Annotated in this window: 22 protein-coding genes, 2 tRNA genes and 2 rRNA genes; 9 read left to right on the forward strand and 17 right to left on the reverse strand. The window is 28.6% G+C overall.

The features are described 5' to 3' along the window. The first annotated feature begins 60 nt into the window (after positions 1-60). Both ACRYA_RS00205 and yaaA (ACRYA_RS00210) read left to right on the forward strand, forming a co-directional pair. Positions 61-702: a Crp/Fnr family transcriptional regulator gene (locus ACRYA_RS00205; RefSeq protein ID WP_105917794.1), complete on the forward strand. Its 642-nt coding sequence runs from the start codon at positions 61-63 to the stop codon at positions 700-702. A gap of 13 nt (positions 703-715) precedes the next feature. Beyond that, the gene (yaaA, locus tag ACRYA_RS00210; protein WP_105917793.1) at positions 716-1105 is read left to right on the forward strand and encodes a peroxide stress protein YaaA; all 390 of its coding nucleotides are present in this window, start codon (positions 716-718) and stop codon (positions 1103-1105) included. A gap of 103 nt (positions 1106-1208) precedes the next feature. On the opposite strand, the gene ACRYA_RS00215 is transcribed toward yaaA (ACRYA_RS00210), so the two are convergent. From ACRYA_RS00215 to ACRYA_RS00260, 10 genes are all read right to left on the reverse strand, one after another. After that, on the reverse strand, positions 1209-2414 hold the full coding sequence (locus ACRYA_RS00215; RefSeq protein WP_165786101.1) for a DNA cytosine methyltransferase: 1206 nt from the start codon (positions 2412-2414) through the stop codon (positions 1209-1211). A gap of 2 nt (positions 2415-2416) precedes the next feature. Next, a complete protein-coding gene (locus tag ACRYA_RS00220) occupies positions 2417-3304 on the reverse strand; it encodes a type II toxin-antitoxin system RelE/ParE family toxin (protein WP_105917791.1) in 888 nt (295 codons plus the stop codon). Beyond that, complete coding sequence (locus ACRYA_RS00225; RefSeq protein WP_105917790.1) at positions 3301-4341, reverse strand: AAA family ATPase; 1041 nt, start codon at positions 4339-4341, stop codon at positions 3301-3303. Before ACRYA_RS00225 ends, ACRYA_RS00220 begins: the two co-directional genes overlap by 4 nt. Before the next feature lie 9 nt (positions 4342-4350). Beyond that, positions 4351-6435 (reverse strand): DUF262 domain-containing protein, encoded by a 2085-nt coding sequence (locus ACRYA_RS00230; protein ID WP_207796774.1) that lies wholly within the window; start codon positions 6433-6435, stop codon positions 4351-4353. Next, a complete protein-coding gene (locus ACRYA_RS00235) occupies positions 6428-7654 on the reverse strand; it encodes a DNA cytosine methyltransferase (RefSeq protein ID WP_105917789.1) in 1227 nt (408 codons plus the stop codon). The genes ACRYA_RS00230 and ACRYA_RS00235 overlap by 8 nt, the downstream gene beginning before the upstream one ends. A 78-nt stretch (positions 7655-7732) precedes the next feature. Further along, on the reverse strand, positions 7733-8350 hold the full coding sequence (locus tag ACRYA_RS00240) for a recombinase family protein (RefSeq protein WP_105917788.1): 618 nt from the start codon (positions 8348-8350) through the stop codon (positions 7733-7735). A gap of 122 nt (positions 8351-8472) precedes the next feature. Beyond that, positions 8473-9213, reverse strand: coding sequence for a YaaA family protein (locus ACRYA_RS00245; RefSeq protein WP_105917787.1), 741 nt, complete (start codon positions 9211-9213; stop codon positions 8473-8475). Beyond that, positions 9188-12913 carry a tyrosine-type recombinase/integrase gene (locus tag ACRYA_RS00250; protein ID WP_121443255.1) on the reverse strand — a complete coding sequence of 1242 codons (3726 nt, stop codon included), beginning with the start codon at positions 12911-12913 and terminating at the stop codon, positions 9188-9190. Before ACRYA_RS00250 ends, ACRYA_RS00245 begins: the two co-directional genes overlap by 26 nt. Continuing rightward, on the reverse strand, positions 12913-13509 hold the full coding sequence (locus ACRYA_RS00255; protein ID WP_105917786.1) for a hypothetical protein: 597 nt from the start codon (positions 13507-13509) through the stop codon (positions 12913-12915). The genes ACRYA_RS00250 and ACRYA_RS00255 overlap by 1 nt, the downstream gene beginning before the upstream one ends. Continuing rightward, a complete protein-coding gene (locus tag ACRYA_RS00260; protein ID WP_105917785.1) occupies positions 13478-14869 on the reverse strand; it encodes a site-specific integrase in 1392 nt (463 codons plus the stop codon). Before ACRYA_RS00260 ends, ACRYA_RS00255 begins: the two co-directional genes overlap by 32 nt. Positions 14870-14991: 122 nt before the next feature. On the opposite strand from ACRYA_RS00260, the gene yaaA (ACRYA_RS00265) reads away from it, so the two are divergent. Next, positions 14992-15378 carry a peroxide stress protein YaaA gene (gene yaaA / locus ACRYA_RS00265; protein ID WP_228199752.1) on the forward strand — a complete coding sequence of 129 codons (387 nt, stop codon included), beginning with the start codon at positions 14992-14994 and terminating at the stop codon, positions 15376-15378. Between the two features lie 3 nt (positions 15379-15381). Then, entirely contained in the window at positions 15382-16347 is a 966-nt protein-coding gene (locus tag ACRYA_RS00270; RefSeq protein ID WP_105917783.1) for a zinc transporter ZntB, read from the forward strand. A gap of 30 nt (positions 16348-16377) precedes the next feature. Here the strand turns inward: ACRYA_RS00270 and ACRYA_RS00275 are convergent, their stop codons facing one another. Genes ACRYA_RS00275 through secG form a run of 5 tightly spaced genes read right to left on the reverse strand, consistent with a single transcriptional unit; the run spans position 16378 to position 19491 of the window. Next, positions 16378-17478 (reverse strand): MFS transporter, encoded by a 1101-nt coding sequence (locus ACRYA_RS00275; protein ID WP_105917782.1) that lies wholly within the window; start codon positions 17476-17478, stop codon positions 16378-16380. Then, positions 17479-17952, reverse strand: coding sequence for an RDD family protein (locus ACRYA_RS00280; RefSeq protein WP_105917781.1), 474 nt, complete (start codon positions 17950-17952; stop codon positions 17479-17481). It lies immediately after the preceding gene. Then, the gene (gene pyrE / locus ACRYA_RS00285; RefSeq protein ID WP_105917780.1) at positions 17952-18560 is read right to left on the reverse strand and encodes an orotate phosphoribosyltransferase; all 609 of its coding nucleotides are present in this window, start codon (positions 18558-18560) and stop codon (positions 17952-17954) included. The genes ACRYA_RS00280 and pyrE overlap by 1 nt, the downstream gene beginning before the upstream one ends. A gap of 2 nt (positions 18561-18562) precedes the next feature. Beyond that, positions 18563-19120, reverse strand: a complete 558-nt coding sequence (gene frr, locus ACRYA_RS00290; protein WP_105917779.1) for a ribosome recycling factor — start codon at positions 19118-19120, stop codon at positions 18563-18565. A 17-nt stretch (positions 19121-19137) separates the two neighbouring features. After that, entirely contained in the window at positions 19138-19491 is a 354-nt protein-coding gene (gene secG / locus ACRYA_RS00295; protein WP_105917778.1) for a preprotein translocase subunit SecG, read from the reverse strand. Between the two features lie 95 nt (positions 19492-19586). Here secG and ACRYA_RS00300 point away from each other — a divergent pair, with 95 nt between their 5' ends. Next, positions 19587-20279 (forward strand): methyltransferase, encoded by a 693-nt coding sequence (locus ACRYA_RS00300; protein WP_105917777.1) that lies wholly within the window; start codon positions 19587-19589, stop codon positions 20277-20279. Here the strand turns inward: ACRYA_RS00300 and ACRYA_RS00305 are convergent. Both ACRYA_RS00305 and ACRYA_RS00310 read right to left on the reverse strand, forming a co-directional pair. After that, a complete protein-coding gene (locus tag ACRYA_RS00305; RefSeq protein ID WP_105917776.1) occupies positions 20231-20635 on the reverse strand; it encodes a thiamine-phosphate pyrophosphorylase in 405 nt (134 codons plus the stop codon). The two genes, ACRYA_RS00300 and ACRYA_RS00305, sit on opposite strands and share 49 nt — an antisense overlap. A 37-nt stretch (positions 20636-20672) precedes the next feature. Continuing rightward, positions 20673-21371, reverse strand: a complete 699-nt coding sequence (locus tag ACRYA_RS00310) for a Bax inhibitor-1/YccA family protein (protein WP_066218396.1) — start codon at positions 21369-21371, stop codon at positions 20673-20675. 424 nt (positions 21372-21795) lie between these two features. Between ACRYA_RS00310 and ACRYA_RS00315 the strand changes: the two genes are divergently transcribed. From ACRYA_RS00315 to ACRYA_RS00330, 4 genes are all read left to right on the forward strand, one after another. Then, positions 21796-23313, forward strand: a 16S ribosomal RNA gene (locus ACRYA_RS00315). A gap of 124 nt (positions 23314-23437) precedes the next feature. Next, a tRNA-Ile gene (locus ACRYA_RS00320) sits at positions 23438-23514 on the forward strand. A gap of 4 nt (positions 23515-23518) precedes the next feature. After that, positions 23519-23594: transfer RNA gene (locus ACRYA_RS00325), tRNA-Ala, on the forward strand. Between the two features lie 358 nt (positions 23595-23952). After that, a 23S ribosomal RNA gene (locus ACRYA_RS00330) occupies positions 23953-26865 on the forward strand. Together the 16S and 23S rRNA genes with 2 tRNA genes alongside form the textbook arrangement of a ribosomal RNA operon. Positions 26866-26924: the final 59 nt, after the last annotated feature.

Raw genomic sequence — 26924 nt, forward strand, 5'->3', positions numbered from 1 at the left:
TATATAATATTTGCATACAATAATTAATAGATAATTGATAGGCGTCAAGAAGGAGAGAAAATGAATAAATATGGGGATTATAAATATTTTAATTTTTTAGAAGAGAAGGATTTAGATAAATTAAAAGATATATCTATTAAAAAAACATACAAAAAAGATGAAATTTTATTCTACAAAGGTGATGAGTCAAAATATCTTCATCTTTTAGTTTCTGGAATTGCAAAGTTATATACTCACGATTTTAAAGACAATGAAGTTGTAATTCATAATCTCATTGGTCCTGCACTTATTGCTGAAATTATGAATTATGAAGAGATGGATTTTTTAGCAAATTGTTCTTTTGATACTGATGCAGAAGTTATTTTAATAGATTATAAAAAGTTTAAAGAGGAGTTTTTGCAAAAACCAGAGATTTCAATGTTTTTTATAAAATCATTAACAAAAAAGATAAAGTTTTTACAAAATTTCATAGATTATAATGTAAGCTTAAACAGTATGGAAAAGATTGCAAAATTTTTGTATGAAAATGAAGAACTTCTTAAAACTCTAAAACAGGTAAAAATAGCTCAAATCTTAAATATTACTCCAGAGACTTTTTCAAGACAACTAGCAAAACTAAAAAAAGAGAATATTATAGAGAATGAAAAAGGCTATATCAAAATTTTAGATTATAAAAAAATACAAAATTTTATAAGTAATTAATATAAGGATATATATGAAAATTTTATTTTCTCCTAGTGAGACAAAAATTAGTGGTGGAGATAAAAAGATTTTTGATAAAGATAGTTTTATATTTCCAGAGCTTTTTAATAAAAGAGTTGAAATAGTAAACTCTTATAATGAGTTTTTAAAAACTGCTTCAATATCACAATTAGAGAAACTATTTGGTACAAAAAAAGGTGATGTAATAGAAAAATATAGAACAGATATTTTTAAAAGTCCACTTTTAAAAGCAATACAAAGATATGAAGGTGTTGCTTATGATTATTTAGATTATAGTAATTTAGAAAAAAGTTCACAAAAATATATAGATGATAATGTTTTGATTTTCTCAAATCTTTTTGGAGTTCTAAAAGCAAGTTTTAGAAACTATCAATATAATTAATAATTGAATTAATATAAATATCATATTTATTCTATAAGTATTAATTCAATATATTTACAAAAATTTGATTATATAATTGAAATAATAAGTCATTATAACTTAATTATCTTGATAAAGCTTTTTTAACATTTTTTGCAATAGCAAATGACATTAAAGGAGGAACAGCATTCCCTACTTGGATATATGTTTGTCCTTGTCCACCAATAAATACAAAATCATCTGGAAAAGATTGAATTCTAGCAGCTTCTCTAACAGATAAGGTTCTTAATTCTTCTGGATGAATATACATATAACCATCCATTCCAATATGGGCTAAGATTGTCCATGAGGGATTAGTATTTACCAACCTTTTAAGTCTATCTTTAAAAATGTCTTCTCGAAAAGGTAAGATATTTCTTATTTCTTTAGGTAAATCAATATAAATATCTCCTTGATTCATATACTCAAAAACTTTCTTTGCTCTATCATTAGACATTCTACATATATTATTTCGTACAGTATTCTTAGTGTTTTTTCTCATTAATTTTTGATAAGGATGTAACTTATTACTATAAGAATATTCACATTCATCTATTCTCCAATTATCTGTAATTATTGGTAAATCAGAAATTGCTGTTTTTACATCTATATATAGGGGTAAGCCAGTTTTATTTAAAATCTTTGATTTTTCATACGTATTTGTAGATTTTGTGCTAAGCGACTCATCATACCAATGCGTAGGTGTTGGATATTTAAAAGTTAAATTTTTTTTACAAGCAACTAGTATCATTCTTTTTCTTACTTGTGGTACACCATAAAAAACTGCATTTAATATTTGAGTAGGACTTACTATTTCATATTCAGGTAAATCATTTTCAATTATTTGTTTAACTCTTTCAAATGTTTTTCCTTTGTATTTAGTCATAAAATTAGGAACATTTTCCATTACAAAAATTTCAGGTTGAAAATATTTAACATACTTTAAATAATCCATAAAAAGTTCATTCCTAGGATCATCTGTGATATCTTTGTCTTTCATTCTAGAAATTGATTGAATTTTTGCATGTCCAATTGTTGAGAATGTAGGACATGGTGGTCCTCCAATAATAACATCAATTTTATTTCCTTTTCCAATTATTTCATGAAACTCTTCAGGTTCAATTTTTCTAATATCCCTACAAATTGATTTCGATTTTGGGAAATTAAATGAATGAGTATCAATAGCAGCTTTAACATTATCAATTCCACCTACACATTCAAAACCAGCCATTTCAAAACCTTTTGCAAAACCTCCTGCACCACAAAACAAATCAATAAATTTATATTTCACAATCAATTCTTACTCAAATTTGTATAGTTAGTTCTGGCTAAAGTAACCTCAGGGACATAATCATAAGTGCTTTCTCCTTGCTTTGTAAATATATGAAGAATATAAACTTTATTAACTTCTTTCTTAAATAAAATTCTTATAGCAGATTGTTGTAGACCACCCATTGTGCCAACTTTAATTTGCAAAATATCACTATCAATTACTTTAACTAGAAAACCATCGATCCTAAATTCACTATTCATAGATTCTGTTATCTTATCAACAATTTTTTCTCTTGAATCTGCATAATAATCAGTTGCATATAGTTTTTTAAATTCATCTGAATACAAAATATTTTCTTGTGGCAATTGTTCTATTATTTTATCTTTATAGTGAGATAATACATGTTCTTTATTAGCAATATTATTTAAAACAACTTTTTCTGAACTACCATCTGCTTTTACTTTATTTGCAACAACTTTATACTTTGTCCATCTATTTTTTCCAAAGCTTAATAAAAAAGTCCTTTTTTCCAAACAATAAGAAAGTATGATATACTTTTGTCCATCATATGGCTCATCTTCAAAATATAAATCACCATCTAGAATATTTTTCAGTTCATCATCAGTGATTTTATTTAAACAGTCAGTATCACATTTTCTTGATAAAAAAAGAGAAAAAGGCTCAAGCACTTCTCTTTTTAATAATTTTATTGCATCTTTAAACTTATAATTCTGAATAATTTCAAATTCTAATATATCTTTTTCTTCCGTATAAAAACGACTTAACTTATATTCATCATAACTTAAAAATTTTTTTATACTTAATGCCATTTCAAGAAGTAACCTAGTTACTTCTTCTTTTGTATCAATATCCTCATTACTCAAGGTATTTAAAGTTAATAAATTCACATTAATCTCATTTTATTATTTAAAGATGTATCGAAGAAATTTTCTGGCCACTCATCTAAATGACCTTCCTCTCCTATTTCAGGAGATAAAACTTTTGTATTTAAAATCTCATCAAGTTCAAAATAATGTAATTGTGTTTTATCTTTTCCAATTTTTTTATCTTTTACAGATAACCTTAAACCATCCAAAATATAATCACTATGTGTTTCAATAATAACCTGAATGCCAAAATTAGTTATTCTTGATATAAACTCAGCTAATTTTGTTTGTCCTTTAGGATGTAAGTGAGCTTCAGGATTTTCTATTAATATTAGAGATTTAATTTTATGTTTATCAAATAGATATATTGAATATATTAATTGAACAAGAATTGATAAAGTATAACTTATCCCAAATCCTACATTATAAGGTGTATATCCATTAATAGAAAATGATGCTACATTCATTTTTTTATTCAATTCTGTTTCAAGCTTAACATTAGGAGAAATCTCTTGAAGCCATTTCTCTACATGATTAATTATTGTATTTTGTTTTTCAATATCTTTTTTAAATTCATCAGGTAACAGCTCATCTCTAAATTTTGACAAAATATCTAAAGTAAATTCACCATTAACTCCTACATTATTATATAATGAGGTTCTACTATTTCTTATATGTTGAAATTCTGTTGGTCCCAATCTGTTAGCACTAAGATATATCAAATGTATATTTTCTTTTTTAAATTCCTCTGAACCAATATGAGTAATAGTGTCATTTTCTAGATTTACAGATACATTTAATGATTTTTCTTCAGAAAAAAACAATTCTAAATTAAAAGACTTCTCTTTACTATTAGTATTCTTTAATGTAGACAATTCACCATATTCATTTAACACTAAATCTCCAGAATATAAAAGTTGCCAAAACATTCTTAAAGATTGGAATATACTACTTTTACCTGCTCCATTTAATCCTGTTAATAAAGTAATATTTTTAAATTTGATTTTACCATCTCTATGAGACTTAAAGTCTTTTAGATTTAACTGTGTAATGTACATTTTTTACCTTTATGTATATTTATTTATCATTTCAGATAATATTGAATATCTAACCTTAACGGATGACATTTTATGAGAATCTCTTCCTATCATATTTGAAAATTCTGTAGTTAAAAGAAATTTTTCTTTATATTCTAATAAAAATTCATTTTTATGTTTTAATAATGTACTAAATTTATTTTCATCTAAATTTAATAATAAATTACTAAATACTTCAAATAATGTTTTATTAATTGAAGTTCTTCTCTTTCCAGGAAAAGATTTCCTAAAAGTGTGGGAACCAAAAAGTTGTTTATTTCTAATCATTGCAAGTTCAAAATCTTTTTTTATTTCTTTTATACTAACTTTCTTAATAGACATATATAAATTGTTTAAATCTAGATTTTTTTCATTTTTAAATTCATCTTGTAGTTTCTCAAAAGATAATTTATTCAAAATATTAATAATTCTCATTGTAGTACTTAGATGATTATCCATACTTGAATCTTTAATATAATGAACATGGTCTCTAAGATAAAAACTTAAAAATCTTAAAATTAATTCTCTACCTGACATCCTCGTGTCATCTATCTTCTCTACTGCATTTAAAAAATACTCATTCCCTACCAATTCTTCTAATAAAATAGTTGAATCACCTTGATATAGAGCATGCCTAATTTCTTGTGAAGTTAAAGGCATTCCTCCTGTATTAATTCTTTTAAAAATATTTCTTTTTACTTCTTCTGGAGTATCTGGATTAATAATTGTAAAACTTAATTCTGTTTCCATTATGTTATTATAAGGTTTACCAGGAAATTCACTGTCATGAATATTAAATCCTTCTAAATCTCTCCAAAATTCTAATTTTCTTAATTTAAAACCTTTTCCATCATATTCGTTTTTATTATTATCATTATTACCTAAAATAAATTCTTTAATAGTTGATAATCTTTGTAAACCATCAACAACCGTCCAATTATTATTTTTATCACTTGAAACATAGAACATTGGTAAAGGAATATTTAACATCATAGATTCTATCAATCTACTTTTCCTTTCTATATCCCAAACCGTTTTTCTTTGAAAAGCAGGTTTTAAGTTTATTTCATTCTTTTTAATTCTTCTCAATAATCCTTCAAGAACAACAGCTTTTGTTTGAATAGATATTTCGTCAGGATTAAAAGGTGTAGTAAAAATTTCTTCATCAGAAGAATCATTTTCTATTCCTGTCTCCTTTCCAGACTCTCCTAATTCGTTATAAATAACATTTATAAAAGCATTTTCTTTCCATTTATTAAATCTTTCCTGATTATTTAAGAATTTCGCCCACTCAGTTGCATTTTCTTTATCAGATAAATTCTCATTAATTACACAAACATCTTCTCTAATTTCATCTCTCAATAACCATTTGATTTTACTAATAACTCCATACTCTTTTGATAAACCAAATGCAAAATCTTCATCAATAGTATAATCAGAACTTTCAAAAGTTAAAAGACTAGAATTTCTTAAATAAGTTATATCATAAGCTAAAACTCTTATTTTTTGTATATCTAAGAAATTGTTTTTTCTTCGTTCTATTATATTTAATGCTAATTCTACATTTATATTTCTATATGATTTAAAAAAATTATTTGAGACCTTAAATAATTCATAAAATTCTGTTTTTGTTAAATAAGCTTCTTCTTTATTTATCTTTTCTAACTCTAATAAAAGAGATAAAATTAATAAATAAGGTTTTCTAATTTCCATATTTTTATTTTCATTTTGATTAAATCTTGGATATTGAAAATATGCTAATGAATAATCTAGATATATATTAATAAACTGTGAATCACTCATATTATTTTCTAAAAACTCATTCTGCTCAACAATATATTTATTATTTTCTTTTCTTGTTTGTAATAAACCTAAGAAATTTATTAGCGTTATAATTTGTCCAAAATAGCTAGGATTTTCTTTTTTATCAAAAACTATAGGACATATTTCTTTTAATTCATCATAATCTTTACCAAAAACCTTTGAAATAAATTTATCATATATATTATAAACATTATCTGTATTCATAACTTGAACATTTGGAATATTCCAATACATCTTTTTTGCTTCACTCATTAATTATTCCTAAAGTTTTTTTAATAGCTTTTGCTATTGCTTTTGACATTAAAGGAGGTACTGCATTACCCACTTGTTTATATTGATTAGTCCTTGCACCAATAAATTGAAAATCATCTGGAAAAGATTGTATTCTAGCAGCTTCTCGAACAGTAAATGTTCTTTCCTGACTAGAATCTGGATGAATAAATAAATTACCATCCTTAGATAAATGGGCAACTATTGTTAAACTTGGTTTATCAAACCGTTGAACTTTATATTTATTAATAAAGTGATCAGGATCATAATTAACTAGATCAGGTCTTAAGTCAACTAAATCTTTCAGTAACCAATTATTTTTACTTAAAAGTTTGTATCTTTCTCTATCTTTTTCATTATGTTTTCTTGCAACATGATTATACAACTTATCTGTATTTTCTTTTCGCATTATTTTAATATAATCATTATTACTATTTGATTTAAAAGAAACTTCTTCTTTTCCTTCCCCTGGAAATAATTTAGGTAAATCAGAAATTGCCTCTTCAACTGTAACAAACTTTAACAACTTAGTATCTTCTTCACAAGGTCCATAATGTGTTTTTTCTATTAAATTATATATATCTTTTGATTTAATCTTAAGTTCTTTTTTTATACCAATAAGAATAACTCTTTTTCTTAATTGAGGAACTCCATAATTAACAGAATTTAATACAATCCTTTCTTCATCATTATAAACATCATAACCATTCTTTTCAAACTCTTTAATTATTTCTGGGAAAATTCTATAACCATTTGGTTTTGAAGTTAATAGTCCTGTAACATTTTCAAAAATAAATATTTTTGGTTTGATTCTTGTAAGACATTCAATATAGTGTTTATATAAATAGTTCCTCTTGTCATTTTTCATTGAATTAGGGTCTTGAGCCCTTCCTACTGATGAAAATGCTTGACAAGGCGGACCACCTAAAAGAATATCTACTTCTTTTCCATCTAATAGTTTTATAATTTTATCAATATTGTTATGATTTGTTAAATCATAATTTAATACCTTTTTCTTTATTTGACTAGATTCTCCACCATAATATTTTAATCTATTTGATAGTGTTTCACACGCTTTTTCATCTATGTCAACGTGACATAAACCTTCAAATCCTAATTGTAGAAAACCTTCTGATAAACCACCACAACCAGCAAATAAATCTACAAAAGTAAATATTTTATTATTAATATAGTTTTTCATTTAGCCTTTCATTATTTAATTTTCTTAAATATTTTTAATTAAATTTATTTTTATTCATAGCTAATATCTAAAAAATTATTATAATTTTTTAGACTTTATATAGTTATTTAAACTTTGTCTAGTTCCAACTTCAATAATTTTACTTATGCTTGAGATAGAAACTTTTTTTTTCAATAATTCTTTAATTTTGTCTAAATGTTTATCATAGATAGATTTAACAATGGCACCTTTTTTTCTACCTAATTTTATTCCCTGAGCTTTTCTTAAAGCTAATGCCGATTTAGTTCGTTCACTTATAAAATTTTTTTCCATTTGGGCAAAACAGCTTAGTAATGTAAGCATCATGTCATTTATAGGATTTGAAATACTACCATCTACAATTAAACCATCTTGAATTATATGTAAAACAATACCTTTTGTTTTTATCTCCTCGATAATTCTTAAAACTTCTATTGTACTTCTACCTAATCTATCAAGCTTAGTGACAATCAAAATATCATTTTTTTTCAATTCATGTATTGTCTTGTCTATTAATCTATCTTTCTTATTTTTTGACGAAGTGATATCTATTTCTACAATTTCAGATAATAAAAAATTGTTTTTATGTGCATATTCAAGTATTTCACTTCTTTGGGTTTTTGTAGATTGTGTTGATGTTGATACTCTAGTGTATACATAAACTAAAGAATTAGACATTGCTTTTCCACAGATTGTAAGTTTAAATATGACAATTATATCTAAACTTTACAATTATGACAAATTTAAAAATATGTATTTACTTTACAATAATACAATTTTTAATGTTCATCTATACTTACTTATTTTATATTATAAATAATTTCTGTTTTTAACTTCTGTTTTTTTATCTCTTTAATTGAAAGATTATCAATATTTATATTCATTAATTCATCTATACTCTGAATATTATTTTGAGCTAATAACCTTAAAATTATACCTCTATATGCTTTTGCCCAATGGCTAACAACTTTACCATCTTTTATAAACTTCATTGTTGTATATGGTTTCTTTATTGTATAAAATTTTTCATAGAATCCCGCTCTTAAATCAACTATATCATCATCTTTAAGATAATTATCTAATGAATTAGAAAATTTTTCATTATAAAATTTTTCTAATTCAAAATCTCCAATTTTTTCATTTTGTTTTAACTTATAGTCTGGAATTCCCATATCACCTGCAAGAATTGGACCCATTAAATTCGAAAAGATAACTACATTTTCATCAATGTATGCCTTTTCAATATTTTTTAGAGTTGAATATTTTAGATAGTCAAAAGCTACTCCATCATATCTTTCTATAACTTTCATAATTTCTTTTTCTAGAAGATTTCCTTTATAATAATCAATCATATCTTCTTTTTTAGTTCCAAATAATTTTTCTAATTTTCCATTTGATGCATTATTAATAAAAGTTTGATATAAATTTACTACTTTTATTCTTTCTTCAAATAATTCTGGAAAAAGAAAACTGTTTTTGTTAATTTTTTTAGTTTCTCCACCTTTAAATTTTGTTTCACTTGGTGAGAATAGGATTTTCATTTTTATACTCCAATTTTAATTTTTTATTTTCAAGTAATTTCAATAAATTTTCAAGTTCTTGTTTGTTTTTTTCATTTGTTTGCCAATTAATTGATATCTTTTGATAAGTTGGTAAAAACCATTTTATAATTTCTTCATTATTTAAATCTTCAATTTCTGTATAAGAATTATTATTTATAGTGTATTTGATAATTTTATTTGCCATGATGTTAGTGATATCAACAACTGTTTCATTATCATATATTTTTCTTTTGTAGGTCTCAGATAATATCTCTAGATATCCATGTTCAATATTAAGAGATGGTATCAAGGCAAAAATAGAGTTTTCCATTTGATTCGAATAATTAGCTAAAGAGGTATCGTTTTTTACCTTATTCAAATTATATTGTGAATCATTGTATGATGAGTTTGCCAATGATAATATTTCTAACCAAGCTGTAAAATCTTCAATTTCATTGTTCATCTGTTGTTTTAATTTTGAATTATTTTCATTATTTCCATCTTCTCGATTTTTAATTATCATTTCACTATATTTTTTTACTCTAGCCATTGATAATTGCATTTCCAATCCGATTTCTTGTGTAAACATATAATTTGTTATGAAATATGGGCATAAACTACATCTTCCAATTATTTGAGATGGACATTGAGTTTTTGTGCAAATGCCTGTTCTTAAGGGTTTCCAATATAATGGTTCAGATTTTGAAATTTTTGCTAATGTAATTTCATCTTTAAAAGTTAAATCTCTATTTTGAGGATTAAAGAAATTATAATTATTTAATATTTCTAGAATAATTTCTGGATTTTTTGATTTTATTTCATCTTTTAATATTTCTTTTTTTATAAATAATTGACTTAATTCATGCATATTTATATTTTCTGTAATATCAATATTATGTTTAGTTAGCCAATTATTAACTAGTGCATCTTGATTTATATGATTATAAATAGTTAAAATAGTATTAAAACCACTATGTCCACTTAGCATTCTTACCAATTCTAAAGGCATTCCTGCTTTAATATTTCTAGTAATTCCTGTATGTCTTAATGAGTGAATATCGTATTTTTTCTTAAAAGTATTTATTTCACTACTTGTTAAATTATCTAATTCTTCTTGTGTTTTTGGTAAATCAACTTCTTTACTGTAAATTAAAAATTTATTTTTATTCTCTTGATTAAATTCCATTTGAGCTTGAATTAATACTTTTGTCCAATAAAGCATATGCTGTCTTTCTGGATATGCTCCTGTACCATCTGCATTTGGAAACAATGGTAAGATACCATTTTTTAATGTTATATCGTCAGGATAATATTTTTTTAAGAATGGAAAAAAAGCTTTATTATATTCTATTAAATTAATTAAAAAAGACAATTCACTTTTCCAAATATTAGGAACAATAAATGGTTCTTTTCTTTTTTTATTTTTATCACTCACAAAATGAAATCCTTTTATATTTCCTCTATCTCCTATTACCAATAAGGAATCTCTATTAATTAATCTTAAAGAAGCACCTCTTGTGGGAATTCTTAAATGTAATTTAATAATTAACGGTTCAAAGGGAACAACTCTATCAAAATATTTCCACCATGAAGTATCTACAGAAACTTTATGGTTATTGAAGTAGTTACTTTTAGGTGGTCTTGTCGTTACAATATCATCTATTTTATAAATTATTTCTTCATCTTCAATTGCTTCTCTTTTTGAAGGTATTGAGGTGTTATAATTTGGAAGTTTTCCTTTTGTAAAAACATTTTCATATCCAAGTGTATTAGAAAATATTTCCAAAAAGATTGAAATTTTGCTACTTTTTGTACTATCTGATATTTCTAAACTATTAATATATTCTTGATAAGTATATATCTTTGAATTAGGATAATCAAATAGTTTTGTTAAATTATCTTTATTTAGAATCAAATTTGTATGAAATTTATCTACAAATTCTAAAAAGCTAACTATTTTTGAACTGGTGCTTTTATTGTAAGTTTTTGGTATTGATGTTTGATTTAATTTAACTTTTCTATTCATGTGTTCATTACATATGGTTATGAAATCTTGATAGTTTTTATTTTTCATATAGAAATAATAATCAGTTGTAAATTGATTTGTATCTTTAAAAATATTTATATTTGCACCAAATTTATTAAAAAGTTTTTTTATCAAATTAGCTTTTGTTGTATCAAACATATTTATTTTATTAAAGTATTCATCTGTAATTGTTTCTATCTTAGTATTGAAATTATTCAGGCTAAGACAAAATAAATAAAATAACCTTTTAATTTTGATTTCTTTATCATTTAAAATATTCCTATTTAAAGCATCTTGGTAACTTTTATTAATAAAAAATTCTGATTCAAATAGAGATAACTCCTTTTGAACTTTTTTGGAATCATAGATATCTCTATAAACAAATTCAAAAGAAAATAGTATTTGTTTTTTTATATATAAGAAAATTAACAATCCTAACAACATGTTTTGCCTATGAATACCATAAATCTTATCATTGGCTAAAACATTTTTTTTGCTTAAATGCACAATGTCTTTTAATTTTAAGTTTTTTACATGTAATTTTTTATCCAATAAAAAGTATATTTTTTTATTATCTGTATTTATTTTTAATTTATTATTTCTATCAAACAATTCATTGGTTACATTTATTCTCTTTGCTGACAATAAAGCTAAATATTCATTAAGATATTCCATCCAAAAAATTTCTAAATCTTTTTCACATTCTTCTATAGCAATAATGTCACTATCATCATTATGATATGATGGTAGAACTTTTGTATATGAGATTTTTGTATTATTATTTTTATTAAGATATTTTATATTATCTTCAAGAGTATTTTCTAATTTTTTTTCATCAAATAAATCTTTAGATAAAATTCTTATATTATGAATTTCTTGAATATAATCCTTATATTCTAATATTTTTTTATACCCTAAATTAGGAAAAGAATATGTATATCCTAATTTAGAAAATTCTCCTGCAAAAATCTGATTAATTCCTTTTTCTTTGAGATTAGAAGCGATTTTATTTATAATGTCTTTTTCATAATAATTAGCATTTTTTATTTTCTTGTTAAGGGTAATAGGAATATTCATTTGAATGATTTCATTCGAATAGTTGTATAAAGAAGTAAGAGAAATTTCACCTTTAAGATGTTTATATAGAGTAGGCATATCAATTTTTTCATTTTTTAATTTTAATTCTTGTACAACATTTGATTCTGAAAAATCTTTTAAAATAGATATAACATTCTCTTTTTGTTTTTTACTAGTATAAAAAGATAAATTGATTTCTTTCATAATTTTTTTTACATTGTTATATTTTAAAAAGGTAGTATTTAATTTTATTTTAAATTTATATTTCTCTATCAAAATTTCTTCTAATTCTTTTCCTGTAATAACATTCTTTTTTAAATCATTTTTTATATAATATAATGCTTTTTCTACTAGTTCTCTAGTATTTTTTTGTTTTTCTTCTCTATAAACATAAATATCAATATTGGCATCTTCAAATAATTTAGAAAAACTTCGCATAGTAATTATTAACTGTGTTATACTTTTATCATGATTGGGGAAATATTTGTCCATATTTTGTGCAAGTTCATAAAAACTGGTAGAACTAATATCTTCTTTTTCTAAAATTCCAATTAGTTCTATTATTTGATTTTTACCAAAAGTTGTATGTCTAGCCATTAAAGATTTCCTAGATTTAGTAGTTTAATAATTTGTGATGATATTAAAACTTGATGTTCAGACTCAGTAATTAAATTCATATCTTTATCTAAAAAAGCAATACCTTCTTGCCTTGTAAAATTTACTAAATCTTTTAAAATACTTTGGAAATCTATATTATTAGCTTTTTGGATTTGCAAAGAACTATTATTTTGAATGTTAGCTCTTTTAATTATTGCTTCAAGCTCTTTATTTTTGGCTTCTTGTTTTGCAATCATAGTTTTTAATTTAAAAACTTCAAATTGTTTATCCCCATCTGTATTATATTTCTTATTCTTACTATTGTTAAATTCTGAATTATCATTTGCTTCTAAAATCATATTTTTATAAATTTCATTTTTTGAAATTGCAGATGGAGTAATTACTGCATCATATTCTTTATCCTTCGATGTTGATAATTTTTCCATCATTTCACATACATTTTTTTGATTAATCTTTGCATTAAGGTTTTGTAATTCCTGAATAGCTCTTGCTAACAACTGTTCAGTAAGAGCTTTCTTTTTATTTCTCCACTCTTTTAAATTATCATTTTCGCTTCGTAAGTCTTTTGCCATCATATTTCTCCTGCAATTGTTCTAAACTCATTGATTTCATCATTTCATCATATAAAGTAATAATATGTTCTCCCAATTCAATATCAAGGTGCCAAGGTCTATTAAAATATACATCAGTTGAAGATAAACTTCTATGTCCCATTGCTTCTTTTGTAATGATTTTAATCTGGTCTATAGGAATATTATATTTTAAATCTTTTTTATTCATTAATATTTTGGCTTGAAATGTTGCCATCATAACTCCAAACATATGTCTCAAAGAGTGTAATCCTAAACCATCAAGATTATTTGCTTTTTCAGGGAAAAGTTTTTTTAATTTTTCACAATGAGCTGTAAATGTAACATGTACTTGTTGCGGAGTTAATCTTGCACCACTATTTGTTACAAAAAAGAAAGGATGCTTTGGTATTCTTGAGCTTTCTGGTAAGAATTTATACTCAGCTAAAGTATCAAAGAATAAACTTCTATATATATCTGAAATCCAATATAGTGGTATTCTATTCTTGAATCGTAATGGAATAGGAGCTTTGAATCCAACATTTGAATGTGGTTTATCTTTTGCTGCATCAATATTATAAACATCTTGTAAAAAAGTTTTTCTACCTATTCCATGTATTCCTAATTGGTCATTACTTCTAGGGTCAATCAACCAAACATGTTTATTTTCGTAGTCAAAATCATACAAAGTTAAATTTAGTACTTGCGAAACTCTTGCTGAACATGCACCACATAGTAGATATATGAGTTTTTCTCTTGGTGATGATATTTCAAGTAAAGAATTAAATAATTGATATGGAAAAGATTTGAAATCATTTCCTAGAGATTTATTTCTTGGAGGAATAACAGATATATCATTAGCAAATGCTTTTTGAGCAAGAGAGCCCATTCTTAATCCATATCCATCATGTACAGAATTCTTAAAACTATGATTTAAAGATTTAATATTTTTTTCAAGATTAAAACTAGTGAATAAACCTTGATTAGTAGATTTTAAGAAATCTTCAATAATTGCCTTATCTTTATCGATTGTTGTTGGTTGCTTTGGATTTATAGAAAGTATTTTGTAATTAACTACTTGGTTTAATTCTTGAATAAAAATTGAATCATAAATTTCAAATCCATTTTCACAGTCTGAAAGGTATTTTGATAGATAATAAACTAATTGTTCATTTGATGTGGAAGGATTAGCTAAACTCCAAATAATAAATGATTTAATAGAAGATAAAATAGTTTTTAATGAATTAGGTTTTACTCTTTTAATGAGAACTTTTATCTTGATATAATTTTCTAGTTCAGGAAAGAAATATAGTTCATTATTCAAATATAAAGTAAAAAAATATTCATTGTTTATTTCTTTATACATTTTATTAATTCCTAATTCAATTATATATAGTAGTATTTTATATAAACTAAAATAAAGAATAACTTAATATTTAAATGTTAAAATATCAATGTTTTATATTTATTAGTTCAAGTTAGATATTATTGATAGTTGACGAAATACCAGATTATAAACTAAAGCAAGGTGAAAGTTTTTGTGATTTAAAAATAGAGAAATTTTATAACGATAATTTTAGCAAAGAACTTGATAAATATTTAGAAAATGATAATATTTTAGATTTAAGAGCTGGATTTTATGAGAAGTTTTATACTATAAAAAAACCATATAAAACATTGAAGTTTATAAAAGATGGAAAGGTTGTAAGCCATTTTGCAAAGGCTTATAGGGGAGAGATTCTAAAAATTGTTGCACAAAATGATATAAAAACTTTTGATGATTTTATGAATTTAGAGTTAAAAGACCTAAAACTTGAAGAAATAAAAGAGCAAAAATTAAAAACAGAAATTGTTTATAGTATAAATAAAAGGTAAAAAATGAAACCATTTCAAGGTTTTTTAATAGAAAAAGATGGAACAGCTCAAGAGCTTAAATATAATGATATGGCTAATGTAGAAAAAGATAATAAGATTTTGTGGTTACATTTTGATTATACTAGTAAAGAAGCAAAAGAGTGGATTAGAAATAGTAGCAATATTGATACAGTTGCAGTTGAAGCACTTTTAACTGATGAAACAAGACCAAGAACTATTGTTTTAAATGATGCACTGCTTATTGCTTTAAGAGGTGTAAATTTAGAACCAAATTCAAAACCAGAAAAGATGATATCTATTCGTATTTTTATCTCTTCTGATGTAATTATTTCAACAAGTAGAAAAAATATTCTATCTGTAACAGAAATAAGTGAAAATTTAAAAAAAGGAAAAGGTGTAAAAAGCTCTTCTGAATTTTTGGTTGAACTAACTTATAGAATGATTGATAGAATGGATAATGTAATAGATAAAATAGAAGATAGGGCAGATTTTTTAGAAGAAAATATTATAGAATCTGAACATAATACAGCTTTTAGAACAGAAATATTAAAAATTAGAAGAGAGAGTATTATCTTAAAAAGATATTTAACTCCTCAAAAAGAGGCTTTGGTTAAACTTTATAATGAAAAATTATCATGGATAGATGATTATCAAAAAATTGAATTAAGAGAGACAACTGATCAGCTAATTCGTCATATTGAAGAGCTTGATACAATAAGAGATAAAGTTATACTTTTTCAAGAAGAGCTTGTAAATAGTTTAACAGAGCAGATGAATAAAAAAATGTATATTTTATCAATTTTATCTGCAATATTTTTGCCACTTACTTTTTTGACAGGACTCTTAGGAATAAATGTTGGAGGAATTCCTGGAGCAAATCATGAAAATGCTTTTTATATATTTATAATTATTTTGGTTTGTGTAGTAGGTTTTCAGTTTTTGATTTTTAAGAAGAATAAGTGGATTTGAATAAATATAATTTGAAATCTTAATAAAAAGTTATTTTGAAGAAACTCTATCTTTTTTATCTAAAAACCAAACAAAGATAAAAGAGATTAAGGCAAAAATAGCACTAAATAAAAATAGATACTCTCCATAAGTAGCACCTGCAAGAAATGCTCCTGCAAAACCACCCAAACCATATCCAACACCAAACATAAACTGTTGAGCTAGTTTTTTATTGTCATAAAGTGAGTATAGATAAATTACAACAGCACTATGAAAAAGTGCAAATGAAAAGGCATGAATAGCTTGAGTAAAAAATACAATTTCAAGTGATTGTGGGTATAAATATAAAAGTAACCACCTAAATATTGTTACTCCTACACAAAATTTTATTATTGTTAAAAGATTATTTTTTAAAATAGGTGCTTGGAAATATAACATCAAAATCTCACATATTACGCCAAAAGCCCAAAGATAAGAGATTGTTTCTAAAGATAAACCATATTTTAATTCGTAGATGGTGAAAAAATTGTAAAATCCACCAAAGCTCACTTGCATAAAAAATATACTAGCCCAAAATGCCCAATGTTTCAAAAATGAAAAAACTTCATCTCCTGTTTGATTAATTTTAGCCTCTAAATCATTTTTCAAAAGAAGCAGAGCAAATATTACAGTTAATACTACAATTGCTAAATAATAATGAAGAGCTACAAATGGAGATGTCAAAAATTTTGCTAAAACTAAGGCTATAAGCATAAACCCAATAGAGCCAAATAGTCTAGCTTTTCCATATCTCTCTTTTCCTAAAACGCTTACTGTTGTAACTTCAAGATATGGCAAAATTAAAGATAAACAAGCTGCTAAAAAAGCATTATTTATCATAAAAATATAAAAATGTTCAATTGTGATATAAAACAGACTAACAGCTAGAACTGTTAAAAATAGTGCTTTTTTAAACATTGATTTGTTTAAATTTATATGTTTTAAAAATAAAAATGGCATAGCAAACTTCATCAAAGGAGCAACAGCTAAAATAATACCAATATCAAAAGCACTATATCCGATGTCATTTAATACTTTTGGTAAAAATATTACATACACACCAACAGCTGCAAAGTAAAAAAAGTAAAATGCTGAAATATTAAAAAATAGCATTTATTTTTCTATTATTTTTGTATTTGAAACTATGTCTTGAAATGTTTTTTTTTCTTTGTTTACAAATGGAGTAAATATAAAAAATATTGAAATTATAGAAAAAAGTGTTGCTGAATATCTAATAATTGTTTGTAAAACAGATACTTTAGCATCTGTTTTATTATCTACAAGTTTTAAATCGTAAGCTTTTAATCCTGGAGTTTGACCATTTATTAGCCAAAAAATAGCAATAATAACAAAGTGAATGGTAAAAATAATACCCCAACCTAAGCTTCTATTTTCTGAGAATTCCTGACCACTTCCCATAACAAGATAGATAACTATATATAAAATAGGAGTAGTGATTAAAAAGGTATCAGTTAAAAAAGCTTTAAATCTTTTTGCTATTGATACAAAATTTAAAGGTGAGTGTAAAACTTTCTTTGAAACATATTTTTCTGCTCTATTTTGTTTTACATCTCTCCATTTTGACATCAATTTCCTCTACTACCTGGTTTAATAGCAATGCTTCCATCTTTACATAATGGACAATTTTCTGGACTGTACATCTCAAATGCAAAATCTGCTAATGCAAAAAGTGGTTTATCAAGTGGTAGTTTACAGTTATCTTTTCTTTCAATACTGCTTCCTATTCTTTGGCAAAAACCTCTATTTGCTAAAGCTGCATAAGCCACAACTTCAGCTCCACCTTTTACAATCTCACGTGCTGCTTCTAAAGCACTTCCACCAGTTGTAATTATATCTTCACAAACAAGATATTTTTCACCAGGTTTTACTTCAAAACCTCTTCTAATAGTCATCTCACCAACAGCACGTTCAGCAAAAATAAATCTTACATCCAAAGCAGTTGCAAGTGCAAATCCAGCAATTAGTCCACCAAGCGCAGGAGCACAAACAGCATCAATTTTAATGCCAGATTTTTTAATCTCAAGAGCTAAAGCTTCTGCTAAAAGTTTTGCAGTTTTTGGATCTTCTAAAACTTTTGCACTTTGAAGATAAAATTGTGAATGGTTACCGCTACTTAATTTAAAGTGCCCTTCTAATAGAGCATTAGCATCTTTATATATTTGTTCTATATTCATAATTAAACCGTTAAAATTTCTTTCTCTTTTGTTTTTAGAGTTTCATCAGCTTTTGCAACAAAACCATCAGTTATTTTTTGTACTTCATCTTGAGCTTTTTTACTATCATCTTCTGTTATAAGCTTGTCTTTTAGAAGATTTTTTATTTTTGTATTTGAATTTTGTCTAATATTTCTAATAGCAACTTTTGCATTATCAGTCATAATTTTAGCTTGTTTTGCTGTCTCTTGTCTTTGATCAACTGTCATTGGTGGAAAAAATAGTTTGATTACTTCTCCATTATTATTTGGATTTACTCCAATATTTGCTGTTTGAATAGCTTTTTCAATAATACTTAAAAGATTTTTTTCCCAAGGATTTATTGTAATAGTTGTAGCATCTGTTGCTAATACAGAGCCAACTTGACTTAAATCAGTCATTGTTCCATAGTAATCAACTTTTATATTATCTAAAATATTTACATTTACTTTACCAGTTCTAAGAGTTTTGTAATCTCTTTTTAGAGCCTCAATAGATTTCTCCATTTGCTCTTTTGTTTGTGAATAAACTTCTTCTAACATAATTATCTCCTCTAGATTTATTTCTCAGGTACTGAAGCTGGAGCTTTTGGAGCTTCTGGCGCAGACGGTGTTGTTGAGTTTTGAGTTGATGGACTTGACGGTATTAAAGACTCGATTTTAATAGAGTCTACTGCACTTTTGTTTCTTTCTTGGTTATATGTATATCCTAGAAAAAGTGTGTTTAATACGAAAACAAGTCCTAAAGCCATTGTAGCTTTTGATAAAAAATTAGCAGGTCCTTTTGCACCAAAAAGTGATTCATTACTTCCGCTATAAGCTCCTAGCCCAATACTAGAGCTTTTTTGAAGTAATACAACAATTACAATAAGCACTGCTAAAACAAATTGAACTATTAAAAGTGTAGATGTCATAATCTATAATTCCTTTTTAAAAAATGGTGTCTATTTTATCCAAAACTAAATTTAAAATAGATAAAATGAAAATTAAATTTTTTTTAAAGAGATAAATGAAAGAAAAAAATCAATTCTCAAAATATGCAAAAGAGTATAAATCATACAATATTATCCAGCAAATCTGTGCAAAATCTTTGATTCGGGAACTTAAATCTAAGCCAAAAAATATTTTAGAATTAGGCTGTGGAAGTGGACAAATTTTTTCAAATGTAAATTGGGAGTTTGATAAATATTTAGCAATTGATAGTTCAAAACAGATGTGCGAACTTCATCCAAAAGCAAAAAATTTAAGTGTAAAATGTTTTAATTTTGATAGTAATGAGTTTTTTGATGAGATAAATAAACAGAACTTTGATATGGTAATATCATCTTCCGCTCTTCAGTGGTCAAGTGATTTAAAAAAAATAGTAAAAGAGTTAAGTAAAATTACAAATGAGATAAATGTTGTTTTATTTACTTCAAATACTTTTAAAACTATTCAAAATATTACAAATCAAAAATCTCCAATTTTAGATGAAAACATTATAAAAGAGGCTTTTTCTACCTATTTTTCTTGTGAGTTTGAAACTATTTTTTATAAATTAGAGTTTGATAATAAAAAAGAGCTTTTTGATTATATTAAAAAATCAGGTGTTAGTGGAAAAAGTGAATTAAATTTTGAAAAGGCAAAGAAATTGTATAAAGAGTATAATTTAAATTATTTGGAATTTGAAGTTATTTTTGTTAAAACAATTTCTAAATTATAAAGTTCGTATCTTATATATTTAAAATTTTCACTATCTTCTATTGATGATAATTTTGTAAGTTCCTCTAAAACTCGTGAGCTTTCTTGAGCTCTCTTAAAGTTTGCTATTAAAATTGAGTTTAAATCTTCTCTATTTTGCTCACTTTTTATAGATTCTCTTAAAACATCATTTTTTACATCTCTAGTTTCAAGAAGCTCATAATAGTTTTTAGTTCGTGCAAGGTGTCTTAAATCTTTTAGTTTTATAGAAATCTCTTTATTATTGTAGATATATCTAAAAATATCTTCTACAACTCTAATTCCTTCTCTAAGTCGATTTAGGTTTGCGTCAATTAGTCTTAAGTGATTTTTATTCATAGTATTAATAAAAGATAGAGCTTAAAGCCCTATCTTTTTATTCGTTGTTTTTCATAATTCCAAGAATTTGAAGAAGTGATATAAATAGATTAAAGAAATCTAAATATAGTGAAAGCGCAGCTTCAACTGGAGAATCATAATTCCCTTTGATGATATTTTGTGTATCGTACAAAATAAATGCAGAGAAAAGTAAAGCCCCAACACTTGCAATTACTAGTTGCATCATTGATGATTGAATAAATATATTTGATATTCCAGCAACAATCATTATTATAAGTGCAATAAATAAGAATTTACCCATAAAAGAGAAATCTTTTTTAGTAGTCATTGCAAACATTGAAATCCCACCAAATGCAATTGATGTCATTAAAAATGCTTGACCAACGATACTAGCACCACCAGGCATTGCAAAAATCGAAGTTAGCAACGGCGCAATAGTAAGACCTGTTATAAATGTAAATGCAAAAAGTACTGCTAAATTTACACCAGGAGTATGTTTAACTCTAGGAATTACAAAAAAGATAAGTCCTAATTCAATTGCAAATAAAACCCACATCATAGGACCTGCAATATAGTTTACAATTCCTAATCCAATATATGCTCCAGCAGTTGCTGCTAGAAGTGAACCAGCAAAAAGTTGATAAGTAGCTTTTAAAAAGCTCATTATATATGCTTGTTGTGATGATTCATTTGAGTAACTATTTGTCTTATCTGTCAAATAATCTCTGTTGTACATATTCTTTCCTTTTTATTATAGTTTTAAAAACTTGATTTATATAACACTATTTATAATGTTATATTTAAGTTATTATAGTATAAAAAATTAGTAAATAAAAGATTAATAAAATGAAATTTCAAAATTTAACCAAACTTTAAGAGTAATCTCTTGACAAAAGGAAAAAAAGGCACTATAATTCCCGTCCAATTTGACCGAAGGGTTTAAAATTAGAGTTCTTTAAAATAGATATGAAGTTTAAGAAGTAATCTTTGTAAACTAAATATAATGATTGTTAAAAGTAAAAAAAATGAAACAAGATATAAATAGTAAAATATTTATTACTTGTCTATAAATTTGAGTGATAATTTTGTAATTAAGTAATTAAAAACAAAAATGTCAGTTTCAACACTACATAAAGATTAGAGTAAGATTTAATCAAAAATTTATGGAGAGTTTGATCCTGGCTCAGAGTGAACGCTGGCGGCGTGCTTAACACATGCAAGTCGAACGAGAACGGATTATAGCTTGCTATAATTGTCAGCTAAGTGGCGCACGGGTGAGTAATGTATAGGTAATATGCCTCTTACTAAGGGATAACAATTGGAAACGATTGCTAATACCTTATACTCCTTGTTAACTTAAGTTAATAAGGGAAAGATTTATTGGTAAGAGATTAGCCTGTATTGTATCAGTTAGTTGGTGGGGTAATGGCCTACCAAGACAATGACACATAACTGGTTTGAGAGGATGATCAGTCACACTGGAACTGAGACACGGTCCAGACTCCTACGGGAGGCAGCAGTGGGGAATATTGCACAATGGACGAAAGTCTGATGCAGCAACGCCGCGTGGAGGATGACACATTTCGGTGCGTAAACTCCTTTTATATGAGAAGATAATGACGGTATTATATGAATAAGCACCGGCTAACTCCGTGCCAGCAGCCGCGGTAATACGGGGGGTGCAAGCGTTACTCGGAATCACTGGGCGTAAAGAGCATGTAGGCGGATTGATAAGTTTGAAGTGAAATCCTATAGCTTAACTATAGAACTGCTTTGAAAACTGTTAATCTAGAATGTGGGAGAGGTAGATGGAATTTCTGGTGTAGGGGTAAAATCCGTAGAGATCAGAAGGAATACCGATTGCGAAGGCGATCTACTGGAACATTATTGACGCTGAGATGCGAAAGCGTGGGGAGCAAACAGGATTAGATACCCTGGTAGTCCACGCCCTAAACGATGTACACTAGTTGTTGTGAGACTTGATCTTGCAGTAATGCAGTTAACACATTAAGTGTACCGCCTGGGGAGTACGGTCGCAAGATTAAAACTCAAAGGAATAGACGGGGACCCGCACAAGCGGTGGAGCATGTGGTTTAATTCGACGATACACGAAGAACCTTACCTGGACTTGACATAGTAAGAACTTTCTAGAGATAGATTGGTGTCTGCTTGCAGAAACTTATATACAGGTGCTGCACGGCTGTCGTCAGCTCGTGTCGTGAGATGTTGGGTTAAGTCCCGCAACGAGCGCAACCCTCGTGTTTAGTTGCTAACAGTTCGGCTGAGAACTCTAAACAGACTGCCTACGCAAGTAGGAGGAAGGTGAGGACGACGTCAAGTCATCATGGCCCTTACGTCCAGGGCTACACACGTGCTACAATGGGATATACAAAGAGCCGCAATACGGTGACGTGGAGCAAATCTTATAAAATATCTCCCAGTTCGGATTGTAGTCTGCAACTCGACTACATGAAGTTGGAATCGCTAGTAATCGTAGATCAGCTATGCTACGGTGAATACGTTCCCGGGTCTTGTACTCACCGCCCGTCACACCATGGGAGTCGAACTCATTCGAAGCGGGGATGCTAAAATAGCTACCTTCCACAGTGGATTTGGCGACTGGGGTGAAGTCGTAACAAGGTAACCGTAGGAGAACCTGCGGTTGGATCACCTCCTTTCAAAGAAAAAGTATTAAGATTTGTTTCTTAATATAAATAAAAAAGAAAAAAACTACTTTTAACAACATATATTTAGTTTGTAAAGATTATTTGGAAGAACAACAGATAATTTATAGGTAAATATGGGCCTATAGCTCAGCTGGCTAGAGCGCTCGACTGATAATCGTGAGGTCTCAGGTTCAAGTCCTGATAGGCCCACCATTATGGGGAATTAGCTCAGCTGGGAGAGCGCCTGCTTTGCACGCAGGAGGTCAGCGGTTCGATCCCGCTATTCTCCACCATATGTATATAAAGAATAAGAGATTAGATATAAGCTTTTAAATAAATAAGAGTTTATATCTGGTTTTAATCAGAAACGTTACGTTGAATAACTTTAGTTATTTAAAGTAGTATGATATTTAAAAATATAATGTTAAAGTCTTTAAAATTTTTTCGTAAAGTTAAATAGAAATATTTAATTTTAAATAAAAAATTTCATATCTAAAATTTAATAGAGATATTAAAAACTATAGATAACACAACTATATTGTTAAACTATATGTTTAATAAGATAGTAGCCAAAGAATATTATCAAATTTAGAGTAATTTTAATTAATTACTCTAGGCAAAAAAAGTAGATCTAAATTTATTTAGATTTAATAATAAGCTATTAAGGGCTAATGGTGGATGCCTTGACTGTAAGAGGCGATGAAGGACGTATTAGGCTGCGATAAGCCTCGGGGAGTTGCCAAAGAGCTTTGATCCGAGGATTTCCGAATGGGGCAACCCAGCATAGTGAGAACTATGTTACCCTACGGGGAGCGAACCTGGTGAAGTGAAACATCTCAGTAGCCAGAGGAAGAGAAATCAAATGAGATTCCCATAGTAGCGGCGAGCGAACTGGGATTAGGACAAACCCAATGCTTGCATTGGGGGTTGTAGGACTATAATGTGTAATTAAAGAGAATAGATGAATTAGTTGGAAAACTAGAGCATAGAAGGTGATACTCCTGTAATTAAAATTCTCAATAATACTAATAGTATCCTGAGTAGGTCGGAACACGTGATATTTTGACTGAAGCTGGGGGGACCACCCTCCAATCCTAAATACTACTTACAGATCGATAGTGAACAAGTACCGTGAGGGAAAGGTGAAAAGTACTGCAGCGAGCAGAGTGAAATAGAACCTGAAACCATTAGCTTACAATCATTCAGAGCCCTATGATTTATCAGGGTGATGGACTGCCTTTTGCATAATGAGCCTGCGAGTTGTGGTGTCTGGCAAGGTTAAGCCAAGTGCGAAGCCGTAGCGAAAGCGAGTCTTAATAGGGCGACATAGTCAGATGCTGCAGACCCGAAACGAAGTGATCTATCCATGAGCAGGTTGAAGCTGGTGTAAGAGCCAGTGGAGGACCGAACCCATTGACGTTGAAAAGTCTCGGGATGACTTGTGGATAGGGGTGAAAGGCCAATCAAACTTCGTGATAGCTGGTTCTCTCCGAAATATATTTAGGTATAGCCTTGTGTTGTAGCATATAGGGGTAAAGCACTGAATGGGCTAGGGCTGCTTACCGCGGTACCAAACCCTATCAAACTATGAATACTATATGTGGAATCACAGGAGTCAGGCGGTGGGTGATAAAATCCGTCGTCGAGAGGGGAACAACCCAGACTAACAGCTAAGGTCCCTAAGTTACATCTAAGTGGAAAACGATGTGGAGTTACTGTGACAACCAGGAGGTTGGCTTAGAAGCAGCCATCCTTTAAAGAAAGCGTAACAGCTCACTGGTCTAGTGATTCTGCGCGGAAAATATAACGGGGCTAAGATGTACACCGAAGCTTTAGATTCGAATTTATTCGAGTGGTAGGAGAGCGTTCTATTCAGCGTTGAAGGTATACCGGTAAGGAGTGCTGGAGCGGATAGAAGTGAGCATGCAGGCATGAGTAGCGATAATTAAGGTGAGAATCCTTAACGCCGAAAACCCAAGGTTTCCTACGCGATGCTCGTCATCGTAGGGTTAGTCGGGTCCTAAGTCGAGACTGAAAAGTGTAGACGATGGCAAATTGGTTAATATTCCAATACCAACATATAAGCGCGATGTGGGGACGCATAGAGTTAATCGAGCTCACTGATGGAATAGTGGGTCGAAGGACGTAGGTTGTTAAGTAGGCAAATCCGCTTAACGTTAGACCGAGATCTTACAGGCTCTTGACACTCTTCGGAGGAGATGGAGAATCGATGATACTGTCGTGCCAAGAAAAGCCACTAAGTTTATTATATGTTGCCCGTACCGTAAACCGACACAGGTGGGTGGGATGAGTATTCTAAGGCGCGTGGAAGAACCCTCTTTAAGGAACTCTGCAAAATAGCACCGTATCTTCGGTATAAGGTGTGCCTACTTTGGTATATGGACTTGCTCCAAAAAGCTAGAGAGGTTGCAACAAAGAGTCCCTCCCGACTGTTTACCAAAAACACAGCACTTTGCTAACACGTAAGTGGATGTATAAGGTGTGACGCCTGCCCGGTGCTCGAAGGTTAACTGATGATGTCAGCGCAAGCGAAGCATTTGATTGAAGCCCGAGTAAACGGCGGCCGTAACTATAACGGTCCTAAGGTAGCGAAATTCCTTGTCAGTTAAATACTGACCTGCATGAATGGCGTAACGAGATGGGAGCTGTCTCAAAGAGGGATCCAGTGAAATTGTAGTGGAGGTGAAAATTCCTCCTACCCGCGGAAAGACGGAAAGACCCCGTGCACCTTTACTACAGCTTGACACTGTAGCTTGGATATTCATGTGCAGGATAGGTGGGAGGCTATGATGACTAGACGCAAGTAGAGTCGGAGCCATCCTTGAGATACCACCCTTGAATATTTGAGTTACTAACTGCGATGAGTTATCCTCATTCAGGACAATGTCTGGTGGGTAGTTTGACTGGGGCGGTCGCCTCCTAAATAGTAACGGAGGCTTACAAAGGTTAGTTCAAAGCGGTTGGAAATCGCTTGTTGAGTATAATGGCATAAACTAGCTTGACTGTGAGACCTACAAGTCGAACAGAGACGAAAGTCGGTCATAGTGATCCGGTGGTTCTGCGTGGAAGGGCCATCGCTCAAAGGATAAAAGGTACGCCGGGGATAACAGGCTGATCTCCCCCAAGAGCTCACATCGACGGGGAGGTTTGGCACCTCGATGTCGGCTCATCGCATCCTGGGGCTGTAGTCGGTCCCAAGGGTATGGCTGTTCGCCATTTAAAGCGGTACGCGAGCTGGGTTCAGAACGTCGTGAGACAGTTCGGTCCCTATCTTCCGTGGGCGTAGGAAAGTTGAAGAGATTTGTCCCTAGTACGAGAGGACCGGGATGAACCAACCACTGGTGTACCAATTGTTCTGCCAAGAGCATCGTTGGGTAGCCACGTTGGGATGTGATAAGAGCTGAAAGCATCTAAGCTCGAAGCCAACTCTAAGATGAACTTTCCCTGAAGTTCCCAGCAAGACTAGCTGGTTGATAGGCTGGGTGTGTAATGGGTGTAAGCCCTTTAGCTGACCAGTACTAATAGAACGTTTGGCTTATTTTTAACAATTTTCTTTGGTTTACTATCTTATTAAGCATATTTACTTATGTTTAATTTGTGTT

Origin of the sequence: Aliarcobacter cryaerophilus ATCC 43158, from assembly GCF_003660105.1 — a bacterium.
GTDB lineage: Bacteria > Campylobacterota > Campylobacteria > Campylobacterales > Arcobacteraceae > Aliarcobacter > Aliarcobacter cryaerophilus.

Coding starts and splice junctions, on each gene's coding strand:
- ACRYA_RS00205 (WP_105917794.1), top strand. CDS start 61: ATGAATAAATATGGGGATTATAAATATTTTAATTTTTTAGAAGAGAAG.
- yaaA (WP_105917793.1), top strand. CDS start 716: ATGAAAATTTTATTTTCTCCTAGTGAGACAAAAATTAGTGGTGGAGAT.
- ACRYA_RS00225 (WP_105917790.1), bottom strand. CDS start 4,341: ATGTACATTACACAGTTAAATCTAAAAGACTTTAAGTCTCATAGAGAT.
- ACRYA_RS00230 (WP_207796774.1), bottom strand. CDS start 6,435: ATGAGTGAAGCAAAAAAGATGTATTGGAATATTCCAAATGTTCAAGTT.
- ACRYA_RS00235 (WP_105917789.1), bottom strand. CDS start 7,654: ATGAAAAACTATATTAATAATAAAATATTTACTTTTGTAGATTTATTT.
- ACRYA_RS00240 (WP_105917788.1), bottom strand. CDS start 8,350: ATGTCTAATTCTTTAGTTTATGTATACACTAGAGTATCAACATCAACA.
- ACRYA_RS00245 (WP_105917787.1), bottom strand. CDS start 9,213: ATGAAAATCCTATTCTCACCAAGTGAAACAAAATTTAAAGGTGGAGAA.
- ACRYA_RS00250 (WP_121443255.1), bottom strand. CDS start 12,913: ATGGCTAGACATACAACTTTTGGTAAAAATCAAATAATAGAACTAATT.
- ACRYA_RS00255 (WP_105917786.1), bottom strand. CDS start 13,509: ATGATGGCAAAAGACTTACGAAGCGAAAATGATAATTTAAAAGAGTGG.
- ACRYA_RS00260 (WP_105917785.1), bottom strand. CDS start 14,869: ATGTATAAAGAAATAAACAATGAATATTTTTTTACTTTATATTTGAAT.
- ACRYA_RS00270 (WP_105917783.1), top strand. CDS start 15,382: ATGAAACCATTTCAAGGTTTTTTAATAGAAAAAGATGGAACAGCTCAA.
- ACRYA_RS00275 (WP_105917782.1), bottom strand. CDS start 17,478: ATGCTATTTTTTAATATTTCAGCATTTTACTTTTTTTACTTTGCAGCT.
- ACRYA_RS00280 (WP_105917781.1), bottom strand. CDS start 17,952: ATGTCAAAATGGAGAGATGTAAAACAAAATAGAGCAGAAAAATATGTT.
- pyrE (WP_105917780.1), bottom strand. CDS start 18,560: ATGAATATAGAACAAATATATAAAGATGCTAATGCTCTATTAGAAGGG.
- frr (WP_105917779.1), bottom strand. CDS start 19,120: ATGTTAGAAGAAGTTTATTCACAAACAAAAGAGCAAATGGAGAAATCT.
- secG (WP_105917778.1), bottom strand. CDS start 19,491: ATGACATCTACACTTTTAATAGTTCAATTTGTTTTAGCAGTGCTTATT.
- ACRYA_RS00300 (WP_105917777.1), top strand. CDS start 19,587: ATGAAAGAAAAAAATCAATTCTCAAAATATGCAAAAGAGTATAAATCA.
- ACRYA_RS00305 (WP_105917776.1), bottom strand. CDS start 20,635: ATGAATAAAAATCACTTAAGACTAATTGACGCAAACCTAAATCGACTT.
- ACRYA_RS00310 (WP_066218396.1), bottom strand. CDS start 21,371: ATGTACAACAGAGATTATTTGACAGATAAGACAAATAGTTACTCAAAT.